The organism is Seohaeicola nanhaiensis, assembly GCF_042654245.1.
Taxonomy (GTDB): domain Bacteria; phylum Pseudomonadota; class Alphaproteobacteria; order Rhodobacterales; family Rhodobacteraceae; genus Seohaeicola_A; species Seohaeicola_A nanhaiensis.
In genome coordinates, this window is the sequence record NZ_JBHSGI010000005.1 from 152426 (window position 1) to 174985 (window position 22560).

Annotated in this window: 22 protein-coding genes and 3 tRNA genes; 17 read left to right on the forward strand and 8 right to left on the reverse strand. The window is 67.5% G+C overall.

The annotated features are described in order from the left end of the window. Positions 1–387: 387 nt before the first annotated feature. From ACFO5X_RS08080 to pdxH, 4 genes are all read right to left on the reverse strand, one after another. Positions 388–464: transfer RNA gene (locus ACFO5X_RS08080), tRNA-Pro, on the reverse strand. 43 nt (positions 465–507) lie between these two features. Continuing rightward, positions 508–963: a DUF192 domain-containing protein gene (locus ACFO5X_RS08085; protein WP_380717292.1), complete on the reverse strand. Its 456-nt coding sequence runs from the start codon at positions 961–963 to the stop codon at positions 508–510. Between the two features lie 12 nt (positions 964–975). Beyond that, complete coding sequence (locus ACFO5X_RS08090; RefSeq protein ID WP_380716791.1) at positions 976–1596, reverse strand: cold-shock protein; 621 nt, start codon at positions 1594–1596, stop codon at positions 976–978. A gap of 128 nt (positions 1597–1724) precedes the next feature. Further along, the gene (pdxH, locus tag ACFO5X_RS08095; RefSeq protein ID WP_380716792.1) at positions 1725–2330 is read right to left on the reverse strand and encodes a pyridoxamine 5'-phosphate oxidase; all 606 of its coding nucleotides are present in this window, start codon (positions 2328–2330) and stop codon (positions 1725–1727) included. A gap of 136 nt (positions 2331–2466) precedes the next feature. On the opposite strand from pdxH, the gene fabI reads away from it, so the two are divergent. From fabI to gpt, 3 genes are all read left to right on the forward strand, one after another. Continuing rightward, on the forward strand, positions 2467–3273 hold the full coding sequence (gene fabI / locus ACFO5X_RS08100; protein ID WP_380716793.1) for an enoyl-ACP reductase FabI: 807 nt from the start codon (positions 2467–2469) through the stop codon (positions 3271–3273). 225 nt (positions 3274–3498) lie between these two features. Next, entirely contained in the window at positions 3499–4110 is a 612-nt protein-coding gene (locus ACFO5X_RS08105) for a VPLPA-CTERM sorting domain-containing protein (protein ID WP_380716794.1), read from the forward strand. Between the two features lie 130 nt (positions 4111–4240). Continuing rightward, the gene (gpt, locus tag ACFO5X_RS08110; protein ID WP_380716796.1) at positions 4241–4744 is read left to right on the forward strand and encodes a xanthine phosphoribosyltransferase; all 504 of its coding nucleotides are present in this window, start codon (positions 4241–4243) and stop codon (positions 4742–4744) included. A gap of 40 nt (positions 4745–4784) precedes the next feature. On the opposite strand, the gene ACFO5X_RS08115 is transcribed toward gpt, so the two are convergent. Continuing rightward, on the reverse strand, positions 4785–5228 hold the full coding sequence (locus ACFO5X_RS08115) for a VOC family protein (protein WP_380716797.1): 444 nt from the start codon (positions 5226–5228) through the stop codon (positions 4785–4787). A 50-nt stretch (positions 5229–5278) separates the two neighbouring features. On the opposite strand from ACFO5X_RS08115, the gene ACFO5X_RS08120 reads away from it, so the two are divergent. The 4 genes from ACFO5X_RS08120 to trpE all read left to right on the forward strand — a co-directional run bounded on the left by ACFO5X_RS08120 (position 5279) and on the right by trpE (position 10533). Beyond that, positions 5279–5860 (forward strand): TetR/AcrR family transcriptional regulator, encoded by a 582-nt coding sequence (locus ACFO5X_RS08120; RefSeq protein ID WP_380716798.1) that lies wholly within the window; start codon positions 5279–5281, stop codon positions 5858–5860. Positions 5861–5917: 57 nt separating this feature from the next. Further along, complete coding sequence (locus ACFO5X_RS08125; protein WP_380716799.1) at positions 5918–7093, forward strand: aminotransferase; 1176 nt, start codon at positions 5918–5920, stop codon at positions 7091–7093. 74 nt (positions 7094–7167) lie between these two features. Continuing rightward, entirely contained in the window at positions 7168–9012 is a 1845-nt protein-coding gene (locus ACFO5X_RS08130; protein WP_380716800.1) for a peptidyl-prolyl cis-trans isomerase, read from the forward strand. Positions 9013–9021: 9 nt separating this feature from the next. Beyond that, entirely contained in the window at positions 9022–10533 is a 1512-nt protein-coding gene (gene trpE / locus ACFO5X_RS08135) for an anthranilate synthase component I (RefSeq protein WP_380716801.1), read from the forward strand. A 133-nt stretch (positions 10534–10666) separates the two neighbouring features. Here the strand turns inward: trpE and ACFO5X_RS08140 are convergent, their stop codons facing one another. Next, entirely contained in the window at positions 10667–12286 is a 1620-nt protein-coding gene (locus ACFO5X_RS08140) for an acyl-CoA dehydrogenase family protein (protein ID WP_380716802.1), read from the reverse strand. A gap of 137 nt (positions 12287–12423) precedes the next feature. On the opposite strand from ACFO5X_RS08140, the gene ACFO5X_RS08145 reads away from it, so the two are divergent. The 3 genes from ACFO5X_RS08145 to ACFO5X_RS08155 all read left to right on the forward strand — a co-directional run bounded on the left by ACFO5X_RS08145 (position 12424) and on the right by ACFO5X_RS08155 (position 14786). Next, positions 12424–13212: a GH25 family lysozyme gene (locus tag ACFO5X_RS08145; RefSeq protein WP_380716803.1), complete on the forward strand. Its 789-nt coding sequence runs from the start codon at positions 12424–12426 to the stop codon at positions 13210–13212. Between the two features lie 66 nt (positions 13213–13278). Beyond that, positions 13279–14175: a 2-dehydro-3-deoxygalactonokinase gene (locus tag ACFO5X_RS08150; RefSeq protein WP_380716804.1), complete on the forward strand. Its 897-nt coding sequence runs from the start codon at positions 13279–13281 to the stop codon at positions 14173–14175. Further along, a complete protein-coding gene (locus tag ACFO5X_RS08155; RefSeq protein WP_380716805.1) occupies positions 14172–14786 on the forward strand; it encodes a 2-dehydro-3-deoxy-6-phosphogalactonate aldolase in 615 nt (204 codons plus the stop codon). Before ACFO5X_RS08150 ends, ACFO5X_RS08155 begins: the two co-directional genes overlap by 4 nt. A gap of 111 nt (positions 14787–14897) precedes the next feature. Here ACFO5X_RS08155 and ACFO5X_RS08160 read toward each other — a convergent pair. After that, positions 14898–14974 (reverse strand) — tRNA-Asp (locus ACFO5X_RS08160). A 189-nt stretch (positions 14975–15163) separates the two neighbouring features. Continuing rightward, positions 15164–15247: transfer RNA gene (locus tag ACFO5X_RS08165), tRNA-Leu, on the reverse strand. Between the two features lie 131 nt (positions 15248–15378). Between ACFO5X_RS08165 and ACFO5X_RS08170 the strand changes: the two genes are divergently transcribed. The 7 genes from ACFO5X_RS08170 to ACFO5X_RS08200 all read left to right on the forward strand — a co-directional run bounded on the left by ACFO5X_RS08170 (position 15379) and on the right by ACFO5X_RS08200 (position 22481). Further along, positions 15379–15957: a YqaA family protein gene (locus ACFO5X_RS08170; RefSeq protein WP_380716806.1), complete on the forward strand. Its 579-nt coding sequence runs from the start codon at positions 15379–15381 to the stop codon at positions 15955–15957. Then, complete coding sequence (locus ACFO5X_RS08175; RefSeq protein WP_380716808.1) at positions 15954–16415, forward strand: disulfide bond formation protein B; 462 nt, start codon at positions 15954–15956, stop codon at positions 16413–16415. The genes ACFO5X_RS08170 and ACFO5X_RS08175 overlap by 4 nt, the downstream gene beginning before the upstream one ends. Positions 16416–16805: 390 nt before the next feature. Continuing rightward, a complete protein-coding gene (locus tag ACFO5X_RS08180; RefSeq protein WP_380716811.1) occupies positions 16806–17798 on the forward strand; it encodes an ABC transporter substrate-binding protein in 993 nt (330 codons plus the stop codon). A 9-nt stretch (positions 17799–17807) separates the two neighbouring features. Next, entirely contained in the window at positions 17808–19511 is a 1704-nt protein-coding gene (locus ACFO5X_RS08185; RefSeq protein WP_380716813.1) for an ABC transporter permease, read from the forward strand. Further along, positions 19499–20578 carry an ABC transporter ATP-binding protein gene (locus ACFO5X_RS08190; RefSeq protein ID WP_380716814.1) on the forward strand — a complete coding sequence of 360 codons (1080 nt, stop codon included), beginning with the start codon at positions 19499–19501 and terminating at the stop codon, positions 20576–20578. Before ACFO5X_RS08185 ends, ACFO5X_RS08190 begins: the two co-directional genes overlap by 13 nt. Continuing rightward, on the forward strand, positions 20578–21738 hold the full coding sequence (locus ACFO5X_RS08195) for an MBL fold metallo-hydrolase (protein ID WP_380716816.1): 1161 nt from the start codon (positions 20578–20580) through the stop codon (positions 21736–21738). The genes ACFO5X_RS08190 and ACFO5X_RS08195 overlap by 1 nt, the downstream gene beginning before the upstream one ends. Beyond that, complete coding sequence (locus ACFO5X_RS08200) at positions 21735–22481, forward strand: 5'/3'-nucleotidase SurE (protein ID WP_380716818.1); 747 nt, start codon at positions 21735–21737, stop codon at positions 22479–22481. Before ACFO5X_RS08195 ends, ACFO5X_RS08200 begins: the two co-directional genes overlap by 4 nt. Positions 22482–22560 lie beyond the last annotated feature (79 nt).

A 22560-nucleotide genomic window follows, 5' to 3' on the forward strand; every position in this document is an offset into this window, starting at 1 on the left:
ACGCCTTTTTTCCTCTCCCGCGATATCTTTTGCCTTGACCCTCCGCGCCTCCCGGATCCGCGGCTGTGACCCGGCGATTCCTGCACAGGCAAGGGCAGCGCCGCGATGCCATGGGGCGCCAGCGGCAAAGCGCGAAAAGCCCTGCCATTCAACCGGTTTGCCGGCCCCGGTTCAGACGCGATGGCAACTTCATCCACAGCTCCGATCCATCCCTGCGCCGCCCGCGCGACATCTCGCCGATCCCGCTCCCGCTGTGACCCCCGCGCTACATTTTTCAGCGCCCGCACCCCCAGCAGCTGTAGGTCGGTCGGATCGCGGCCACTACATCTGGTGGAACGGCAGAAAGACGCGCCCTAGGGCGCGAATCTCTGTCGTAAAGAAGGAAGATGGTCGGGGCGGCGGGATTCGAACTCGCGACCCCCTGTACCCAAAACAGGTGCGCTACCAGGCTGCGCCACGCCCCGGACCGAGGGCGTATCTATCCGCGCGCCGTGGGTTTGAAAAGCCCTAACAGGGCCAGGCGGCCGGTCCCTGCGAAAAAACCTCGTGCCGCATCACGCTGCCCGGCTCTATGCCATAGCGCTTGGCCAGCCCCGCGTTGATCTCGAGCACCGCAAAGACCGCGTCGCCGCCCTCGATCGCCGTCAGATCGCCCGGCACCGCATCATGATGCACCCGGGTGATCGTTCCCGTCTCATCGGCAAACAGCATGTCCAGCGGGATCAGCGTGTTCTTCATCCAGAAGGCCGCCGGCTGTGGGCGCTCATAGACGAACAGCATCCCCGCCCCGCGCGCCATCGACTTGCGATACATCAGACCCTGCGCGCGCTCGTCCGGCGTATCGGCGATCTCGACTCCGAACCGGGTCTCGCCCCAGGGGCCCTTGACCGCCACCGCGTCCAGCGCGCATTCGCCCGCCGACACGGACGTTCCTGCGCAGCACAGCGCCAGAATCGTGAGCAGTCGCCGCAAGAGTCAGTCCATCCCGGCGATGGCGTGGTTCGACGGGCTCCGTTCCGCCTCGTCGGCGCGCTCGGATCGCGGCTGCCGCGCGGCCTCCTGCGCCTCTGCCTTCTGGCTGGCGACTTCCCAGGCAAAGACCTCGGCCGCCATGCGCCCGCGCTTGCCGTCGATCACCCGCATCGCCAGCGCCTCGCCCGGCTGAAGATCCGCCAGGCCCGACTGCCGCAGCACTTCGATATGTAAAAAGACATCCTCGGAACGCCCGAAGACATTGGCAAAGCCAAAGCCCTTGCCCTTGTCGAACCACTTGACCCGCGCCGGCTCCAGCGGCCGCTGCCGCAGCTCCACCATGTCCATTTCGGCGAAGTCGGTCAGCACGGGTGAGTCGCTGCGCTCGGGCGGCGTAATCGAGATGACCTCGACCGCCTGCACCCCCCGTTCGGTGCGATGGGTGATGACCTCTATGCGCGCGCCATCGGCAACGGAACTCTGGCCGAAGTTGCGCAACACATTGACATGCAGAAGGATGTCCGGCCCGCCCTCATCCGAGATGACGAATCCGAACCCCTTCGAGGGGTCAAACCACTTAACCTGCCCCTGCACGTGGTGCATGTTGTTCAGATCGTCTGCCAAAAAATGAAACCCATCACTTGTCCGCTTTATGATTTAACACGCAAATCGGCGCGATGGATAGTGGAATTGATTAACCAAGCACTATTTGACCGGCTTTGGCGTGACGTAAAATCACCGCGACGGGCCGCTCAAGGGTTCAGCCGCGTGATTTCCCAGGGCGCCGCCGCATCCGGGCGACGCCAGACAAAACGATCGTGCAGCCGGAACGCCCCATCCGCCCAGAATTCGATCTGCGAGGGCACCAATCGGTAACCGCCCCAGAACGGCGGACGCTTGGGATTGACCCCGTGCCGCGCCGTCATCTTCGCAACCTCGGCCATCAGGGTCGCCCGCCCCGCCAGCGGACGCGACTGTTTCGAAGCCCAGGCTCCCAGCCGGCTCTGCAACGACCGCGAGGCATAATAGGCATCCGCCTGCGGCCCTTCCTCGCGGCTGACCGTGCCGCGCACCCGGATCTGCCGCCGCAGCGACTTCCAGTGCATCACGAAAGCCGCCTTCCCGGCGCTGTCCAGTTCGCCCCCCTTGGCGCTCTCGTAATTGGTATAAAAGACAAAGGCCGCGTCCTCGATCTCCTTCAGAAGAACCATACGCACGTTTGGCAGGCCTTCGGGATCCACCGTGGCCAGGGCAATTGCATTTGGATCGTTCGGCTCGCTTTTGCCCGCCTCTTCCAGCCAGGCCCGCGCGATCACAAAGGGATCGTCGCCCGCAAAAATACCGTCCCGGTCGCTCATTGGCCCGACTCCCTGCCCTGTTACCTGCCCGCACCAAGGCTAGGCCGCCGCACGCACGACCACAAGCCCGCGCTCTTGAAGCAGATTTACCATTCGCCTAAACCGGTCCCAATCACCGCAATTCGGGAGGACCTAGATGTCGCAACAACTGATGGCCGGCAAGCGCGGGCTGATCATGGGATTGGCGAACGACAAATCGATCGCCTGGGGCATCGCAAAGGCCTGCGCCGGCGCCGGCGCGGAACTCGCCTTCTCCTATCAGGGCGACGCGCTGAAGAAGCGGGTCGACCCGCTGGCCGCCGAACTCGGCAGCTCCATCGTGCTGCCCTGCGACGTCGGCGACGAGGCCTCGGTCGATGCGCTCTTCGCGGGCCTGGGCGAGCGCTGGGACGGGCTCGATTTCATCGTCCACGCCATCGGCTTCTCCGACAAGAACGAATTGCGCGGCCGCTATGTCGACACCAGCCGCGACAACTTCCGGCTGACCATGGACATCTCGGTCTTCAGCTTCACCTCGGTCGTGCAACGCGCCGAGAAGATGATGAAACGCGGCGGCAGCGCCCTGACGCTCACCTATTACGGTGCGGAACGGGTCATGCCCCATTACAACGTGATGGGCGTCGCCAAGGCCGCGCTCGAGGCCTCGGTGCGCTATCTGGCCGAGGATCTGGGCAAGGACGGCATCCGCGTCAACGCGATCAGCGCCGGCCCGATCAAGACGCTGGCCGCCAGCGGCATCGGCGACTTCCGCTACATCATGAAGTGGAACGAATACAATTCGCCCCTCCGCCGCAACGTCACCATCGAGGATGTGGGCAATTCGGCGCTCTACCTGCTCTCCGATCTCGGCTCGGGCGTCACCGGCGAGGTGCTGCACGTCGACGCCGGCTATCACGTAGTCGGCATGAAGGCCGTGGACGCCCCGGACATCGCCAAGAGCTGATCCGCGCGACAATATTCGGTTCCGCTTCGCCACCCATGCGCGAAGCGGAAACAATCAATTTCCCAATCACCCGATCCGCGCCCCAAGCGCTGCCACATTCCCGCCACAATTGGCGGTGAATTAACCAGTGTCGCGACCGTCGATGCGGACGCCTCCCCCATCCCGGCCCACGAGGTCCCGTGCCTCCGCCAAGTCCATAACGAGTATCCTTTGAAAGGACCTGACATGAAAAAGACCATCCTCAGCGCCATCGCCGCTCTTGCCCTCGGCACCGGCGCCGCCTCCGCCGCCACCCTCTACACCCCCAATGGCGTGAACACGTATAGCAACGGCAGCTGGTCCTTCGGTCAGATCTTCACCGTCGGCGCCTCCAACCTCACCGTCAAAGCCCTCGGCGCCTTCGACGCGGGCATGGACGGCTTCACCACCGCCGGCGGTATCCTCGTCGGTCTCTACGACGAACTGACCTCCACGCTCCTGGCCAGCTCCAGCGTGCAAAGCTCCGACACTCTGGACGGCAACTACCGCTACACCTCGATCAGCGACGTGACCCTGCTCGCCGGTCAGCAATACCGTGTCGTCGCGGTCAGCGGCTCCGACCTCTACAACCTGACCGACGGCATCTTCACCTCCGACGTCACCTCGAACGGCTTCGGCTATTGCAGCTCGACCACCCTGCAAAAGTGTGACGGCTTCACCGGCAACGGATACGCCTGGATGGCCAACATGAAATACAACGAAGGCGAAACCTCGCCCGTGCCGGTGCCGGCCTCGCTGCCGCTGCTGGCCGCCGGGATCGGCGGGCTGGCCATGCTGCGCCGCCGCCGCAAGGCCTGAGTCTCATCGCAGTCCGACACTCAGGGGCGCGCCTGACGGCGCGTCCCATTGCGATTTCCGCACACAGACGACTTTTCAGGGGCACAGGTTCCGCGATAGAAGATTCCACGCGCTAGGAACGAGGCCCCACATGCAAGACCGCCTGCCCCACGAAAAAGGCTTCCACGTCAGCTGGGACCAGATCCACCGCGATTCCCGCGCCCTCGCCTGGCGGCTCGACGGCAAGGGCCCGGACGACGGCGCATGGCGGGCCGTGGTGGCCATCACCCGGGGCGGCATGGCCCCCGCGATGATCGTCGCGCGCGAGCTCGACATCCGCACCGTCGACACGATCAGCGTCAAGTCATACGACCACCAGTCCCAGGCCGAGGCCCGCGTGCTGAAACAGCCCGACGCGCAGATGATGGGCGACGGCACCGGCATCCTGGTCGTCGACGATCTGGTCGACAGCGGCAAGACGCTGGAACTGGTGCGCAAGCTCTATCCCAAGGCCCATTTCGCCACCGTCTACGCCAAACCGGCGGGCGAACCGCAGGTCGACACCTTCATCACCGGCGTCAGCCAGGACACCTGGATCTTCTTCCCCTGGGACATGGCCCTGCAATACGTCGAACCCTATCGCGGACGGGACTGAGAAACATCAGTCACTTGCACCGCAAAGCTCAGACAGAACATCAGGCCCCGGTCTCCGCCTCCCAGCGCCGCTGCATGTCCTCGGGGCTGACCGTCTCGGTCGCCTGGGCGATCATCCAGCGGTGCCCGAACGGATCCTGCACCTGCGCCACCCGCTCGCCATAGCTCTGATCCGCCGGGAGCCGCAGCACCAGCGCCCCGGCCTGCTCGGCCGCCGCGACGGTCGCGTCGCAATCCGCCACCAGGATATGCAGGGTCACCGGGCTGCCCCCCAGCGTATCCGGCGACAGCGCCCCGAAATCCGGGTATTCGTCGGCCAGATAGATCTCCGACCCTCCAATCGACAGTTCGGCGTGGCCGATGCGCCCGTCTTCGGGGTCGGTCAGTCGGAAAATCTCTTTGGCGTCAAAAACCTGCACGTAAAACTTGATGGCAGTCTCGGCCCCTTTGGCGACCAGATAAGGCGTGACTCGATGGGCGGACATATCGCTCTCCCTTGCGGACTCCGTTTATTTACGTTACGATCCGTATCGAAATGAGTCAACCACCCAGAAAACCCGGCCGCCCTCCCTCTGCCGCCGCCCGTGCCCGCGCCCTCGCCGCCGCCCGCGACATCCTGTTGCGCGACGGTTTCGGGCGGCTCACCATCGAGGCCGTCGCCGCCGCCTCGGGCACCGGCAAGCCGACGCTCTACCGCCATTGGGCCAACGCCCAGGAACTGGCGATGGAAGCCTTGATTGCCGAGGCCCCTGGCCCGGATATCGCCCCCGGACCGGACCCGAAGCAGGCGCTGACCGCCCAGCTCACCCGTCTGGTGCAGGCCTTCGCCACCACCCGCGGCCGCCAGATCACCCAGGCGCTCGCCGCAGCCGACCCCGACAGCGAATTCACCCGCGCCTTCCGCAACCGCGTGATCCTCGCCAGCCGCGAGGCCGGGCGCAGCCTGATCGCCCGCGCCGTGACCGAGGGCCGCGCCAGTCCCCCGCCTGACGTGGAGGCGCTGCTCGACATGATCTACGGCCCCCTGTTCTTCCGCCTGCTCGCCGGCCACCAGCCGCTGACGCCCGACATGGCCCGGTCCATCGCGGAAACGGCCTTTACCGCGCTCCGCGCCTGAGCCCCTTTCCCTCGCCCCTCCCGCGCGCTAGCGTCCGCCAAACCGCCGGAGTTCCGCATGTCCCTCAGCCGCACCCGTTCCACCTTCGCCCCGCCCATCATCGCCGCGCGCCGCTGGCTCGACGGAGTGGTCTTCCCGCCCGACCGCCCGCTGGTGAACGTCAGCCAGGCCGCCCCGGCCGCGCCGCCACCGCCCGAACTGCGCCAGGTCATGGCCGACATCGCGCTGCATGACGACTCCGCCCACCTCTACGGCCCCGACCTGGGCCTGCCTGAACTCCGCGCCGAGATCGCCACCCAATGGTCCACCCACTATGGCGGCATCATCGACGCAAGCCAGGTCGCGATCACCTCGGGCTGCAATCAGGCCTTCGCTGCCGCGATCAGTGCGCTTACCGGCGAAGGGGATGAAGTCATCCTGCCAACCCCCTGGTATTTTAACCACAAGATGTGGCTCGACATGAGCGGAATCACCGCCGTGCCCTTGCCGACCGGCCCCGATATGCTGCCCGATGCCGCAGCCGCCGCCGCGCTGATTACCTCAAGAACCCGCGCCATTGCACTGGTTTCACCCAACAATCCTGCCGGCGTCGAGTATCCCAGCGAAACCCTCCGCGCCTTCTTCGACATCGCCCGCGACCGCGGCATCAAATTGATCCTCGACGAGACCTACCGCGACTTCGACGCCCGCAGCGGCGCTGTGCACGATCTCTTCACCGATCCCGCCTGGCCCGATACGCTGATCGACCTCTATTCCTTCTCCAAGGCCTACCGCCTCACCGGCCACCGCGTCGGCGCGCTGATCGCCTCCACGGACCTGCTGCAGGAGGTCGAGAAGTTCATCGACAGCGTCACCATCTGCCCCAACCAGATCGGCCAGCACGCCGCGCTCTGGGGCATGCGCAACCTCGGCCAGTGGCTGGCGGGCGAGCGCGACGAAATCCTCGACCGCCGCGCGGCCATCACCGAAGGCTTCCCGCGTCTGGCCGCGAAGGGCTGGAAGTTGCTCGGCCTCGGCGCCTATTTCGCCTATGTCGAGCACCCCTTCGCCATCGGCTCGGACGAACTGGCCCGCCGCCTCGTATCCGAGGCCGGCGTGCTGCTGCTGCCCGCCACGATGTTCGTCCCCGAAGGCGATCCCGCGGGCCAGCGCCAGCTGCGCATCGCCTTCGCCAACCTCGACCGCGCCGGCATCGGCACCATGTTCGACCGCCTCGAACCCCTGTCCTTCTAAGCTTGCCCCCCTCCGGGCGGACGGATAGACAGGGGCGCAATTCTCAGGAAGACCACCGCCAGCAAGGGGGCACAATGGCCGCGCGCGTCAAGAGTTTGGGGAACACCTTCGTCTGGATCATCCTGGCCCTCCTCATCGTGGGTCTGGCCGGGTTCGGCGCCACCAACCTGTCGGGCACGATACGCACCGTCGGCCATGTCGGTGATCAGACGATCAGCGTCGATACCTACGCCCGCGCGCTTCAGAACGAGATCCGCGGGATCGAGGCCCAGACCGGTCAGGCCCTGCCCATGCAGCAGGTGCGCGCCCTGGGTCTCGACCAGCGCGTTCTCAGCCAGCTTGTCACCATGGCCGCGCTCGACGACGAGGCGGACCGGCTGGGCGTGTCGATCGGCGACGAGAACCTGCACAAGCAGATCCTGCAAATCCCGGCGTTTCAGGGCATTGACGGCAAGTTCGACCGCGAGGCCTACAAGTTCGCGCTAGAACGGGCGAACATGAAGGAATCGCAGTTCGAAACCGACCTGCGTCAGGATAGCACCCGCGCTCTCCTCCAGAGCGCGATCACCTCCGGCGTCAAGATGCCCGCCGCCCTGACCGACGCGATGGTCGCCTATGTCGGCGCACGCCGCAGCTTCACCTGGGCGCTGCTCGACGACTCCACACTCGCCACCCCCCTGGCCGAGCCCAGCGAGGAAGACCTCAAGGCGCATTTCGAGGCCCACAAGGATCGCTTCATGCGGCCCGAAACCCGCAAGATCTCCTATGTCCAGCTGACCCCGGCCATGATGCTGGAAAAGGTCAAGATCGACGATGCCGCGATTCAGGCGCTCTATGACAAGAACCGCGTCGAATACGAACAGCCCGAACGCCGGCTGGTCGAACGCCTCGTCTTCGCCAACGAAGAGTCGGCCAATACCGCCAAGGCCCAGATCGAAGCCGGAGGCACCACCTTCGAACAGCTCGTGACCGACCGCGGCCTGACCATCAGCGACGTGGATCTGGGCGATGTCACCGCCGCCGATCTCGGCGCCGCGGCCGATGCCATCTTTGCCGCCGAAGTCGGGGATGTCGTCGGCCCGCTGCCCTCCGATCTCGGGCCCGCGCTGTTCCGGGTGAACGGCAAGCTCGAAGCGACCAGCACCGGGCTGGACGAGGTACGCGACGAACTCGAGGAAGAACTCGCCGGCACCCAGGCGCGCCGGATGATCGAGGCCGAAGTGCCCGGCGTCGAGGACATGCTCGCCGGCGGCGCCACGCTCGAGGATCTGGCTCGCATGAAGGGTCTGGAACTTGGCACCATCGACTGGACCGCCGACAGCGGCGAAGGCATCGCCGCCTATGCCGATTTCGACAAGGCCGCCGCCGAGGCCAAGGAGGGCGCCTTCCCCGAGGTGAAATTCCTTGATGACGGCGGCATCTTCGCGCTGCGCCTCGACTCGATCGAACCTCCCCGCGCCAAGACCTTCGAAGAGGCCCGCGAGGAGGTCGTCGCCGACTGGACCCGCACGGCCACCCAGGCCGCGCTGCAGGCTCAGGCCGAACAGGCCGTGACCAGACTCGCCGTCTCGGGCGATTTCGCCGAGGCCGGCCTGACGCCGAAAACCGAAACCGGGCTGATGCGCACCGCCTTCATCGACGGCCTGCCACAGGATTTCATGGCCCAGGTCTTCGAGATGAACAAAGGCGATGTCCGCGTCCTGCCCGCCGAGACGGGCGTGATCGTCGTCCGGCTGGACGACGTCCTGCCGCCTGACCAGTCCGAGGATATGGCCCAGACGCGCAAGGCGGTCTCCGAACGCCAAAGCCAGGCACTGGCCGAGGCCCTGTTCAACGCCTATGCCCAAGACGTGCAGCTGCGGGCCCGCCCCCGGATCGACGAACGCGCGCTCGCGGCCGTGCTCGGCAGCTTCCAGTAAGCGAACACGATGGCCCTCGTCCCTGACTTCGACACTTTCGCCGCGGCCTACAAGGCCGGGCGCAACCAGGTCGTCTACACCCGTCTCGCGGCCGATCTCGACACGCCGGTCTCACTGATGCTCAAGCTGACCGGCGCCCAGAAGGACGCCTTCATGCTCGAGTCGGTAACCGGCGGCGAGGTGCGCGGGCGCTATTCGATCATCGGCACCAAGCCCGACCTGATCTGGCGCTGCCGGGGCGAGATGTCCGAGCTGAACCGCTCCGCCCGCTTCGATCCCGATGCCTTCGACGCGCTCGACGGCAACCCGCTCGACACCCTGCGCGCGCTGATCGCCGAAAGCCGGATCGACCTGCCCGAGGATCTGCCCCAGGCCGCCGCCGGCCTCTTCGGCTATCTCGGCTACGACATGGTGCGGCTGGTCGAACACCTGCCCGACGTGAACCCGGACCCGCTCGGGATGCCCGATGCGGTGATGCTGCGCCCCTCGGTCGTGGCGGTGCTCGACGGCGTCAAGGGCGAGGTCACGGTCGTCTCTCCCGCCTGGGTCAACGACGGCCTCTCCCCGCGTGCCGCCTATGCGCAGGCGGCCGAACGGGTGATGGACGCGGTGCGCGATCTCGAACGGGCCATGCCTTCGGAAACCCGCGACCTCGGCGATGCCCACGAACCCGGCCCGCCGGTGTCGAACTTTACCAAGGAGGGCTACAAGGCTGCGGTCGAAAAGGCCCGCGACTACATCCGCGCCGGCGACATCTTCCAGGTCGTCCCCTCGCAGCGCTGGACGTCGGAGTTCCGCGAACCGCCCTTCGCGCTTTATCGCAGCCTGCGGCGCACCAACCCGTCGCCCTTCATGTTCTATTTCAACTTCGGTGGCTTCCAGGTGATCGGCGCCAGCCCCGAAATCCTCGTCCGCGTCTTCGGCCGCGAGGTGACGATCCGCCCCATCGCCGGCACCCGGCCCCGCGGCGCGACGCCGGAACAGGACCGCGCGCTCGAAGCCGACCTGCTGGCAGACCAGAAAGAACGCGCCGAACACCTGATGCTGCTCGACCTCGGCCGCAACGACGCGGGCCGCGTCAGCAAAATCGGCACCGTCCGCCCGACCGAACAGTTCATCATCGAACGCTACAGCCACGTCATGCACATCGTCTCGAACGTGGTGGGCGAGCTGGACGAGGGCAAGGACGCGCTCGACGCCTTCTTCGCCGGCATGCCGGCGGGCACCGTCAGCGGCGCCCCCAAGGTACGCGCGATGCAGATCATCGACGAGCTGGAACCCGAGAAACGCGGCGTCTACGGCGGCGGCGTCGGCTATTTCAGCGCCGGCGGCGACATGGACATGTGCATCGCGCTGCGCACGGCGGTGGTGCAGGACCAGAAGCTCTACATCCAGGCGGGCGGCGGCGTGGTCTTCGACAGCGACCCCGAGGCCGAATTCCAGGAAACCGTCCACAAGTCCAACGCCATCCGCCGCGCAGCCGCCGACGCCGCGCGCTTTGGCGGGTCGGGGAACCGCTGACCTCGGGGGAAAGCGCCCGCGGCACCCGCGCGATGTGAGTATTTGAAGAGAGAAGAAGCAAGAGACCGCGCACCTGATCTTCTTCTCTTCATAAATACTCAAAACGGCGCAACGCCCGGGCCGCTCCCTGGGATCAATGCTCCAGCCGCCCCAGGATCGCCGCCACGTCCACGCCGCCGATCGCCCCCGTGATCCGCCCCGACTCGCCCAGGCGGCTGCCTGCGTAGCCCGTGCCCACCGCCTCCGGCGCATGGCGCAGCAGGACCGAGGCGGTAAGAAGCACGGCCAGCGACTCGGCAAACCAACGCGCCTCCGCCTCGGCCGGCAAACCCGGCCAGCGCTCCAGATGCGCCTTCAACGCCGCGTCGTATCGTGCATCGGCCCCCCGCGCGGCGGCCAGCTCGTCGCGCAGCACCTCGCCCGCCAGAGGCTCCTTCGCCAGCGTCCGCAGGATGTCGAGGCAGATCACATTGCCCGACCCCTCCCAGATCCCGTTCAGCGGAGCCTCGCGGTAATACATCGGCATCGGCGTCTCCTCGACATAGCCCATGCCGCCCAGAACCTCCATCGCCTCATAGGTCACCTGCGGGCAGCGCTTGTTGTTGAGGAACTTCGCCAGCGCCACGCCGATCCGGGCAAAGGCCCGGTCCGCCTCAGCGGTCCCGTCAAAGGCGCGCGCCACCCGCAGCCCCAGCGCCAGCGCGCCCTCCACGTCCAGCGCCAGATCGGCCAGCACCGCCCGCATCAGCGGCTGGTCGATCAGCCCGCGCTGGAACACGCGGCGGTGCCGCACCCAGTGCAGCGCCTCCCCCAGCGCGCCGCGCATCAGCCCGGCTGGCGCCATCGCGGTGTCGAGCCTGGTATGATGCACCATCTCGATGATCGTGCGCACGCCCTGCCCTTCTTCTCCCAGCAGATACGCCAGCGCGCCGTGATACTCGATCTCGGCCGAGGCATTGGCCTTGTTGCCCAGCTTGTCCTTCAGCCGCATCAGGTGGATCGCGTTGCGCTCGCCCTCCAGCCAGCGCGGCACGAGGAAACAGCTAAGGCCATTGGCCGTCTGCGCCAGCGTCAGGAACCCGTCCGACATCGGCGCCGAGCAGAACCACTTGTGCCCCGTCAGCCGCCAGTGATCGCCCGCCGGCTCGGCCCGCGTCGCATTGGCACGCACGTCCGACCCGCCCTGCTTCTCGGTCATCGCCATGCCCAGCGTCGCCCCCGCCTTCTCCGCCACCGGCCGCACAGAGGGATCGTACGCGCGCGAGACCAGTTTGGGCCGCCACTCCGCCGCCAGCGTCTCCGAGGCCGCCAGCGCCGGAACCGCCGCATAGGTCATCGTCATCGGACAGCAGGTGCCCGGCTCGATCTGGCTGTGCAGATAGACCATCGCCGCATGGGTGACATGGCCGCCCGTCCCGCCCTCCCAGGCAACGGCGGCGTATCCGCCGCCGATCCCCGCCGCCATCAGCTGGTGATAGGCCGGATGAAACTGCACCTCGTCCAGCCGCCGCCCCGCCCGGTCGAAGGTGCGCAGCTCGGGCAAGACGCGATTGGCCTCCCGCGCCGCGGCGCGCATCGCGGCGGTGCCCAGCGTCGCGCCATAGGCGGCCAGCGCCTCCGCCTGCCCGCCCTCGCGCGCGATCGCCTCGCGCAGCGGTGCGTCCTGCGCCCAGAGGTCGGCATCGCCGCGCTCGGGCGGCTGGTTGGTCACGTCATGGGTCGGCAGGTGGCTCTGCGGGCTCGGAATATGCATCGGGGGTCTCCTTGAACCCCGAGGATAGACCCGCCTCCGCCCCTTGTCCAAGCGGCGCGGCGCGCATGCCTCGCGCAAGGCTTGCCACCGGCCCCCCCACGCGGGTTAATGTCCGCAGAGCCTAGGAGACGCCCCGCATGAGACATCTCGCCCTCGCCCTGACCCTGCTGCTCGCCGCCTGCGGCACAAGGTCAGCCGCGCCGCCTGTGGTGGTGCCCAGCGAGCCGCGCCTGGCCTTCGCCCCTGCCCCCCGCTTCGGCGATCTCAAGCCGCACGACTGGTCCGGCCGCGCGCCGCACAACTACCCGGTCCACGGCATCGACGTCGCCCGCTATCAGGGCGTGATCGACTGGCAGCAGGTGGCCCGCTCGGGCGTCAGCTTCGCCTATCTCAAGGCGACCGAGGGCGGCGACGTCATCGACCCGATGTTCGCCGACAACCGCCGCGGCGCCGCCCGCGCCGGCCTGCGCCAGGGCGCCTATCACTACTTCTACTTCTGCCGGCCTGCCGCCGAACAGGCGCGCTGGTTCATCCGCCACGTGCCCCGCGATGCCAGCGCCCTGCCCCATGTGCTCGACATGGAGTGGAACCACCGTTCGCCCACCTGCCGCCTGCGCCCTGACGGCGCCAAGGTGCGGGCCGAGGCGCGCATCTTCCTCGACATCCTCGAACGCCACTACGGCCGCCGCCCCATCGTCTACACCACCCCCGACTTCTACCGCGACACCGGGATCGGGGCGCTCTCGGGCACCGAATTCTGGCTTCGCTCGGTCGCGGGCCACCCGTCCGAGGTCTATCCCGGCGCGCACTGGACCTTCTGGCAGTATACCGGCACCGGCGTGGTGCCCGGCGTCGGCGGCCCGGTCGACATAAACGTCTTCTCCGGCTCGCCCGAAAGCTGGCTCGCCTGGTCCGGCCCGATCTGACGCGCCGATTGCACAGGCCGCCAAGCGCTGGCAAGACAGGGGCGAAGACCGGGGAGGGACGCGCGCATGGACAAAGCCGAATGGATCGCGGTGGATTGGGGCACCTCCACCCTGCGCCTCTGGGCGATGCAGGGCGACAGGGTTCTGGCCGAACGCCGCGGCGACGACGGCATGGGCCGCCTCGACCCGGGCCAGTATGAACCTACCCTCCTGCGCCACGCCGAGGACTGGCTGACGCCCGGCCGCGTGACCGAGGTTCTGGTCTGCGGCATGGCCGGCGCCCGCACCGGCTGGCACGAGGCACCCTACCGCCCGGTGCCCTGCACCCCCGCCGGGCCCGGCGCGGTCAGCGTCGATACCGCCGATCCCCGCCTGTCGGTGCGCATCCTGCCCGGCCTCTCCCAGGCCCGCCCCGCCGACGTCATGCGCGGCGAGGAAACCCAGATCGCCGGCTTTCTCGCCTCCCGCCCCCGCTTCGACGGCGTGCTCTGCCTGCCCGGCACCCATACCAAATGGGTGCAGATCAGCGCGGGCGAGGTCGTCAGCTTCCGCACCTTCATGACCGGCGAGCTCTTCGCGCTGCTCTCGACCCAATCGGTCCTGCGCCTCTCGGTCGCGCCCGGGGGCAGCGACGCCGCCGTCTTCCGGCAGGCGCTCGGCGACGCGATCTCGCGCCCCGAATCGCTGGCTTCCGCGCTTTTCTCGCTCCGCGCGGCGCATTTGCTCGAAGGCCAGGATCCGGTTGCGGCGCGCGCACGCCTCTCCGGACTGCTGATCGGCCTGGAACTGGCCGGCGCGCGGCCCTGGTGGCTCGGCGCGCAGGTCGTGCTGATCGGCGCGGCGGGCGTCACCGACCCCTACCGGGCCGCGCTTGCCGAACAGGGCCTGACCGCCGAGGTGGTCTCGGGCGAATCGATGGTGCTCGCCGGCCTCTGCGCCGCAAGAACAGGAGACCTGGCATGAGCCGTCCGATCATAGCGATTCTGCGCGGCGTGACCCCCGACGAGGTCGAACCCATCGCCGACGCATTGGTGAGCGCCGGAATCGACCGCATCGAGGTGCCGCTGAACTCCCCCGATCCCTTCGCCTCCATTGCGAAGCTCGCCGGCCGCTTCGGGGACAGCGCGCTGATCGGCGCCGGCACCGTGCTCGAACCACATCAGGTGACACAGGTGCAGGTCGCCGGAGGCCGGCTTGTCGTCTCCCCCGACATGAACCCCGAGGTGATCCGCGCCACCAAGGCCGCAGGGATGCGCTCCTACCCCGGCGTGATGACCCCATCCGAAGCCTTCGCCGCCCTGCGCGCGGGGGCCGACGGGCTGAAACTCTTCCCAGGCTCGCTGATCGGCCCGGCCGGACTGGCGGCGATGCGGGCGGTTCTGCCCCCCGGCACCGAAGTGCTGGCCGTCGGGGGCGCGGCCCCCGGAAATTTCAAGGAATGGATCGCCGCCGGCGCAGATGGATTCGGCATCGGCACCGCCATCTACCGCCCAGGCGACAGCGCCGCGACCGTTGCCCGCAAGGCGGCCGAAATCGTGACGGCCTTCGACGCGGCCCACGCCGGAACCGCCTGACCGCCACAGCCGCAAATCACCTAAGGAAATACGGATAAAGCCATGGTTTCCTTGGGCATTCCCATCTTTTCAGGAACGCCGGGGAAGATCACTTGTCATTTGGAAGAGAAGTGGCGCGGTTGACGGGGCTCGAACCCGCGACCCCCGGCGTGACAGGCCGGTACTCTAACCGACTGAGCTACAACCGCGCGTGGGGGTCGAGATAGGCTATGCCCGGAATGGCGTCAAGCGCCTTTTGGCAGGAATTTTCGATCCTTTTCAAATGCCGCCGCCAAAGCCCGAAACTCTCGGGTCCGACGAAGGAACGCCCGGCCATCTGTTCGGTCCGGGCGACGGCAATGTAGGGAAGAGTAATGGCGGCAGTTTGCCGGATCATCTGGTGCGGGTGGGGAGAGTCGAACTCCCACGCCTTGCGGCGGAGCATTTTGAGTGCCCTGCGTCTACCATTCCGCCACACCCGCAACGCCCTGACCTCTAGCGCGCCGCGCGGCGCTCGGCAAGACGGCGGTGCAGGGAATCGGTGACAGTTGACCCGGCCCCTCAGCCGTGGTCTTGCAGTCAGGCAAGTAACAAGTGGCGTGGCGGGTTTGCGATGCTCAGACGGCTCTACGACTGGACGATGCGCCTGGCGGATCATCCGCGCGCCATGTGGGCGCTGGCCCTGGTGGCCTTCGCCGAAAGCTCGGTCTTTCCGATTCCCCCCGATGTGCTGATGATCCCGATGATCCTCGCCCGGCCCTCGCGCGCCTGGCTGATCGCCACCGTGGCGCTGCTCGCTTCGGTCGCGGGCGGGCTGCTCGGCTATGGCATCGGCGCGCTCGCCTTCGAGGGAATCGGCCAGCCGATCCTCGCCGCCTTCGGCAAGACGGCCGAGATGGAGTCCTTCAACGCCCGCTTCAACGACTACGGCGTCTGGGCCGTGCTGATCGCCGGGGTCACGCCATTCCCCTTCAAGGTGATCACCATCATGTCGGGCTGGACGGGCCTGCCGCTGGTCCCCTTCCTCCTCAGCTCGCTGGTTGCCCGCGCCCTGCGCTTCTTTGTCGTCGCCGCGCTGCTGTGGAAATTCGGCGCACCGGTTCGTGTGTTTATCGAGCGGCGGCTGGGCCTTATGTTCACCCTGTTCGTCCTCATCCTGGTGGGCGGCTTTGCCGCCGTGAAATATCTATGACCCGCATTCAACTGATCTTGCTCGCCGCTGGCGGCTCGGCCGCGCTTCTGGCCGGTGCCTTCACCTTCCAGTATTTCGGCTACCCGCCCTGTCACCTCTGCCTCTGGCAGCGCTGGCCCCATGCGGCCGCGATCCTGATCGGTCTCGTCGCGCTCGCCCTGCCCCGCGTGACCGCCCTGCCCGCGCTCGGCGCGCTCGCCGCCCTGACCACTGCGGGAATCGGCGTCTATCACACCGGGGTCGAGCGCGGCTGGTGGGAAGGCCCGAACACCTGCACCTCCGGTCCCATCGACGGGGTCAGCTCGGCTGAACTGCTCGACCGCATCATGAACGCACCCCTTATCCGCTGCGACGAGGTGGCCTGGCAGCTCATGGGCCTCTCGATGGCCAGCTGGAACGCGCTCCTGTCCTTCGGCCTGGCCGCAATCTGGGTCATGGCCCTGCGCACCCGCGCCTGACTCGCCCGCCGGAAGCCCCCGCTCTGGGCCTCACCGCCAATCGGCGTTAGGGTCACCCGGCCGCCCGGGCGCCACTGTCATGCAGATGACATGAAACTGTCATGTCGATTTGACCTCGGTGCCCGATGAAGCGCGGTGTCGGGAGGGTCCGGTTCATCCGGGGTGCCTTGGCATGTCCCCGGCTCACCTCGCGGTGTGATCCATCGGTACCCGTCGGCGCGGCCCCGGCCCTTAACAGGCCAGGACCGCCTCAAGATCGCCCAATGCGATCATTTGTAATTGACGAAAGGCAAATGTTCATGTTTGAAATGCACCAGGCCTGGCCGAAAGTCCGGGACAAAGCCATGCGGCGCCCCTCCGGGCGCCACATCATCTTGGGAGGTAAGATCAATGGCTGAACACACGAAAACCCACCGCGCTCTGCTGATGGCCACCGTTCTGGCGGCCGCCGGTGTCGCCAGCGCCGCCTCGGCGGACAAGCTGGTCCTGTATACGTCGCAGCCCGATGCCGATGCTGCCGAGACGGTCAGCGCCTTCACCGCCGCCAATCCCGGCGTCGAGGTGGAAGTGTTCCGCTCGGGCACCAGCGACCTGCTCAGCAAACTCGCCGCCGAATTCGCGGCCGGCAGCCCGCAGCCCGATGTCCTGCTGATCGCCGATGCCGTCAGCATGGAAGGTCTCAAGTCGGACAAGCGCCTGATGGCCTATCCCGAAGCCAACGTCGACGGCTTCGACCCCAGCGCCGTCGACCCCGACCACTACTATTTCGGCAGCAAGCTGATCACCACCGGCATCGCCTACAACACCGGCGCCTCCGAAAAGCCCGAACACTGGTCGGATCTGACCGGCGAGGCCTACAAGAACCTCGTCGTCATGCCCAGCCCGCTCTACTCGGGCGCCGCCGCCTACATGCTCTCGGCCTTTGCCGAGCGGGATGACCTCGGCTGGGATTATTTCGAAAAGCTCCAGGCCAATGGCGTCACCGCCGTGCGCGGCAACGGCGCGGTGCTGAAATCGGTCGCCAGCGGCGAAAACGCCTATGGCATCCTCGTCGACTTCCTGGCAATGAACGCCAAGAAGGACGGCTCGCCGATCGAATTCGTCTTCCCCGAGGAAGGCGTGACCGCGGTGACCGAGCCGGTGGCGATCATGTCGACCGCCAAGAACGTGGACGACGCCAAGAAGTTCGTCGACTTCATCCTCTCCGACGAAGGCCAGAAACTGGCGCTGTCGCAGGGCTACCTGCCCGCCAAGGCCAGCGTCGGTCAGCCCGACTGGATGCCCGAAGGCGTCACGGTCAAGGTGATGGGCGCGGACCTCGGCGTCATCGGTCCCAAGATCGAAGACAACAAGAAACGCTTCTCGACGCTCTTCGGCGGTTAATTCACCGACATGAACGTCTCAACACGGAACGGTCAGGGCCAGCAATTCGCCCTGACCGCGATGATCCTGACCATCATCGCGATCTTCTCCCTTCTCCCCATGATGCGCCTTCTGCAGGAGATCGTCCTGCCCGGTGGCCAGTTCTCGCTCGATGCGATCCGCGCCGGCCTGGGCGACCGCACCGTCTGGCTCGCCACGCGCAATACAGTGGTCGTCGGCCTTGGCGGCACGCTGGTGGCCGTGGTGCTGGGGGTCGTCGTCTCGATTGTCGTCACGCTGTCCAACATCCGCCTCACGCAAACTCTGGTGCTCTGTTTCGTCACGCCGCTGATGATCGCGCCGCAGGTGACCGCGCTGGCCTGGCTGCAGCTCTTCGGTCCCTCCAGTGCCCTGCTCAAGCTGCTGGGCATCGCGCCGCCCATCGGCACGCCCAACCCGCTCTATTCCGCCGGCGGCATCATCGCGCTGCTCGGCATCCAGTATGCCCCGCTGGTTTTCCTCATCGTCCGCGCCGGGCTGCGCAAGCTCCCGCGCGAACTGATCGAGGCCGCGCAGGCGGGCGGCGCCGGTCCGTTCCGGGTGATCTTCACCATCGTGCTGCCGCTGATGACTCCGGCCATCGTCGGTGCCTCGGCGCTGTCCTTCGTCTCCTGCGTCGGCAACTTCGGCATCCCCGCCTTCCTCGGCATTCCCGCGAACTACCTCGTCCTGCCCACGCTGATCTTCCAGCGCCTCGCCGGCGGCGGCCCCGCCGTCCTGTCCGAGGTGGCCTATCTCTCGACCATGATCGGCATCCTCGCCATGGCCGGGATCGTGCTGCAGGACTACATCAGCTCGCGCCGCGACTTCCGCATCACCACCACCTCGCTGCCCGCCGACCCCTATGACCTGGGCCTCTGGCGTCCCGTGGTCGAGGCGCTGATGTGGCTGATGATCGTCGTCATCCTTGTGCTGCCGCTCTGCGGCCTGGTGCTGACCTCGCTGGTGCGCGGCTATGGCATCGTGCTCTCGGCCGATACCGTGACGCTCGACAACTACCGCTTCGTGCTCTTCGAACACGCCGCGGCCAAGCGCGCCTTCGGCAACAGCCTGCTGCTTTCGATCACGACCGCCGTCTTCGCGGTGCTGGTGGCGGTGCCGCTCGGCTATGTCATCGCCTGGGGCAAGCAGAAATGGGTCAAATGGCTGAACTTCTCGGTCGAACTGCCCTATGCCCTGCCCGGCGTCGTGCTGGCCATCGCCTCGCTGCTGCTGTTCCTCAAGCCGCTGCCGCTGGTCGGCATCCAGATCTACAACACCGTCTGGATCATCCTCTTCGCCTATCTCGCCCGCTTCCTCGTGCTGGCGGTGCGGCCCACGGTCAACGGCTATGCCCAGCTTGATCGCACGCTCGAAGAGGCAGCCGAGATCGCGGGTGCCGGGCTCTTCACCCGGCTGCGCACCATCATCTTCCCGCTGGTGGCCCCGGCGGCGATGGCGGGCGGCCTGCTGATCTTCATGACGGCGCTCAGCGAACTCACCGTGTCGGCCCTGCTGTGGTCCTCCGGCTCCGAGACCATCGGCGTGGTCATCTTCTCCTTCGAACAGGGCGGCGATTCCAAATACGCCTCCGCGCTCTCGGCGGTGATCGTCGCGATCACCTTCCTGCTGATGCTGGGCGTGAACCTGTTCGCCAACAAACTTCCAGATGGGGTGCTGCCGTGGCGGGACTGACTATTCGTAACCTGACAAAACACTTCGGCGGCTTCACGGCGCTCCAGAACGTCTCGATCGAGGTGAAACCGAAAGAGTTCCTGGCCGTCCTCGGCCCCTCGGGCTGCGGCAAGACCACGCTGCTGCGCATGATCGCCGGTTTCGAAACCGTCAGCAACGGCGAGATCGAGATCGACGGCAAGGTCGTGTCCAACACGCAGCGCTCGGTGCCGCCCAACGAACGCCGCATCGGCATCGTGTTCCAGAACTACGCGCTCTGGCCGCACATGACCGTGGCCGAAAACATCGGCTACTCGCTGCGCGTCAACAAGGTCGGCGCCGCCGACCTGAAACGCCGCGTGGACGAGGCGCTCGCGCTGGTGAACCTCACCGGCATGGAAGACCGCGCGCCGGCCAACCTCTCGGGCGGCCAGCGCCAGCGGGTGGCGCTTGCCCGCTGCCTCGTCGCCGAACCGGCGCTCGTCCTCTTCGACGAGCCGCTGGCCAACCTCGACGTCCACCTGCGCGCCTCGATGGAGGACGAATTCGCCGCCTTCCACCGCCGCACCGGCACCACCATCGTCTACATCACCCACGACCAGTCCGAGGCGATGGCCCTGGCAGACCGGATCGCCGTGATGGACAACGGCCACCTGATGCAACTCGACACCCCCGAGGCGATCTACCACCGACCCGCGAACGAGATGGTCGCCTCCTTCATCTCGCAGGGAATGGTGATCCCGGTCACCATCCTGCGCCCCGAACAGGACGGGCGCTGTCAGGCCGAGGTCATGGGCCAGCCGATCACGCTGACCTGCAGCGCCGGCGAGATGCCCCGCGCCGGTGCCGTCGCCTGCTTCCGCGCCGAACAGGTGCGCATCGCGGGCGAGGGCGAAAGCGGCTTTGACGGCCAGATCCAGCGCGTGGTCTACCAGGGCGGCGCGGCACGCATCGAATTCGTGCCCGATGTCGCCCCCGACCAGACCATCCACTTCGAACAGCCCGACCCCCAGCCCTTTGCAGCCGGCGACCGCGCGCGCCTCTGCTTCGCCGGCGGCTGGCTGATCCCGGCGCCCGGACGGACCTGATGCAGACCATCCACCTGCAAGGCGGGTTCGGCGAAAAAGGCCGGACCAGCATCGCCGTGGACGACGGCGCGACCCTCCTGATGCTGGACGCCGGCATCAAGGTCGGCGCGCCGGCGCAGGACTACCACCCGCGTCTCGCCCGTGCGGCGGCCGAGATCGACGCACTCTTCCTGACCCACGCGCACGAGGATCACATCGGCGCGCTCAGCTGGCTGCTGCGCCAGGGCTTCAACGGTCCGGTCTTCATGACCGCCGCCACCCGGGGCGAGATGGCCGCGACCCTCGCGCAATACGCCCGCCCCGACGATCTGGCCGCCTGCCCCGGCAGCGCGGCGCAGATCGAGATCTTCTCCGCCGGCGACCGCCTGACCGTCGGCGCACAGACCATCGACACCGGCCATTCCGGCCATGTCGCGGGCGGCACCTGGTTCGCCGTCACCAGCGGCGGGCAGACCACGCTCTATTGCGGCGACGTGGTGCCCCACAGCGCCGTCTTCCCGATGACGCCCCTGCCCGCCTGCGACCTGCTTGTGCTCGACTGCTCCTACGGCCCCGACACCGTGCCCGCCGCCGACCGCGCGAAAACGGTGATCGAATGGACCGCCGCACATCCCTGCGGCTCCGTCCTGCCGACCCCGCTCTCGGGCCGCTCGCTGGAACTGCTCACCATCCTGCCCGGGCCGCTCGCCATGTCCGACGACATGGAGGCCCCGCTGCGCGCCCAGCTGGCCGATCCCGACCTTCTTCACCCCGGCATGGCCGCCCGCCTGCGCGACCGCATCGCCGGTCTGCACCGCTGGACCCCCGGCGATCCCCTGCCCGCCATGCCCCTGCTGGTGCATGACGGCATGGGCGAAACCGGCCCCGCCCGCGCCGCGCTGGATCAGGCCGAGCGCGCGGGCCACCCCGTGCTGCTGACCGGCCACCTGCCCGAAGGCTCGCCCGGCTGGCGGATGCACCGCGCCGGCACCGCCGACTGGCACCGCCTGCCGACCCACCCCACCCTGCCCGAGAACCGCGCCCTGTGGGAGGCCACGGGCCGCCCGGCGGTGATCGGCCATTCCTGCGACGACGCCGCGCTGGACGCGGTCCAACAGAGCCTGCCCGCGCTGAACGCCGGCACCCGCACCGGCGGCAGCCTCAAGATCGGAGATGCATGACCATGAGAATCCTCCTCGCCAACGACGACGGCATCGACGCCCCGGGCCTCGCCCTGCTGGAACGCGCCGCCGCCCTGATCAGCGACGACGTCTGGACCGTCGCCCCCGCCGCCAAGCGCACCGCTGCCGGCCATTCGCTCACCATCGCCCGCCCCCTGACGATGGAAAAGCGCGGCGAGCGCCGCTACGCCTGCTCGGGCACCCCGGCCGACTGCGTGCTGACCGCCATGACCTGGCTCTTCCGCGATGACACGAAACCCGACCTCGTGCTTTCGGGCGTCAACGACGGCCGCAACGTGGCCGAGGACATCGCCTATTCCGGCACCCTCGGCGTCGCGCGCGAGGCGACCTTCTGGGGCCTGCCCGCCATCGGCCTCTCGCGGGTGAAAAAGCCCGAGGTCGGTGTCGGCGACGCCGAATGGCTCCAGTCCCTGATCCTGCGCCTCTGGAACACCCGCGCCGACTGGCAGGGCGACCGCCAGTTCCTCTCGGTCAACCTCCCCACCCGCCTGCCCGCACAGCTGGTGCAACCCCGCATCGGCCGCGACAAGGTCGGCATCCGCGCCGAGGTGCTCTCCACCAGCGGCGACACCACCGAGATCACCATCGAGCGCAGCCGCCAGGACACCACCACCCCCGGCGACGAAAACGCCCACCTCGCCGCAGGCAAGGCCACCGTCACCCGCCTCCTCTGGTCCGGCGAAACGCCCCTCCCGGCAGGCTTCGTCGAAGCGCTGGGGTAAGCGGCAGACGGAACGGGACGGAAGGGGCCTGACCTTGCGGTCGGGCCTTTTTTGTGCGGGGTGAGCGGGAATTCTGTGA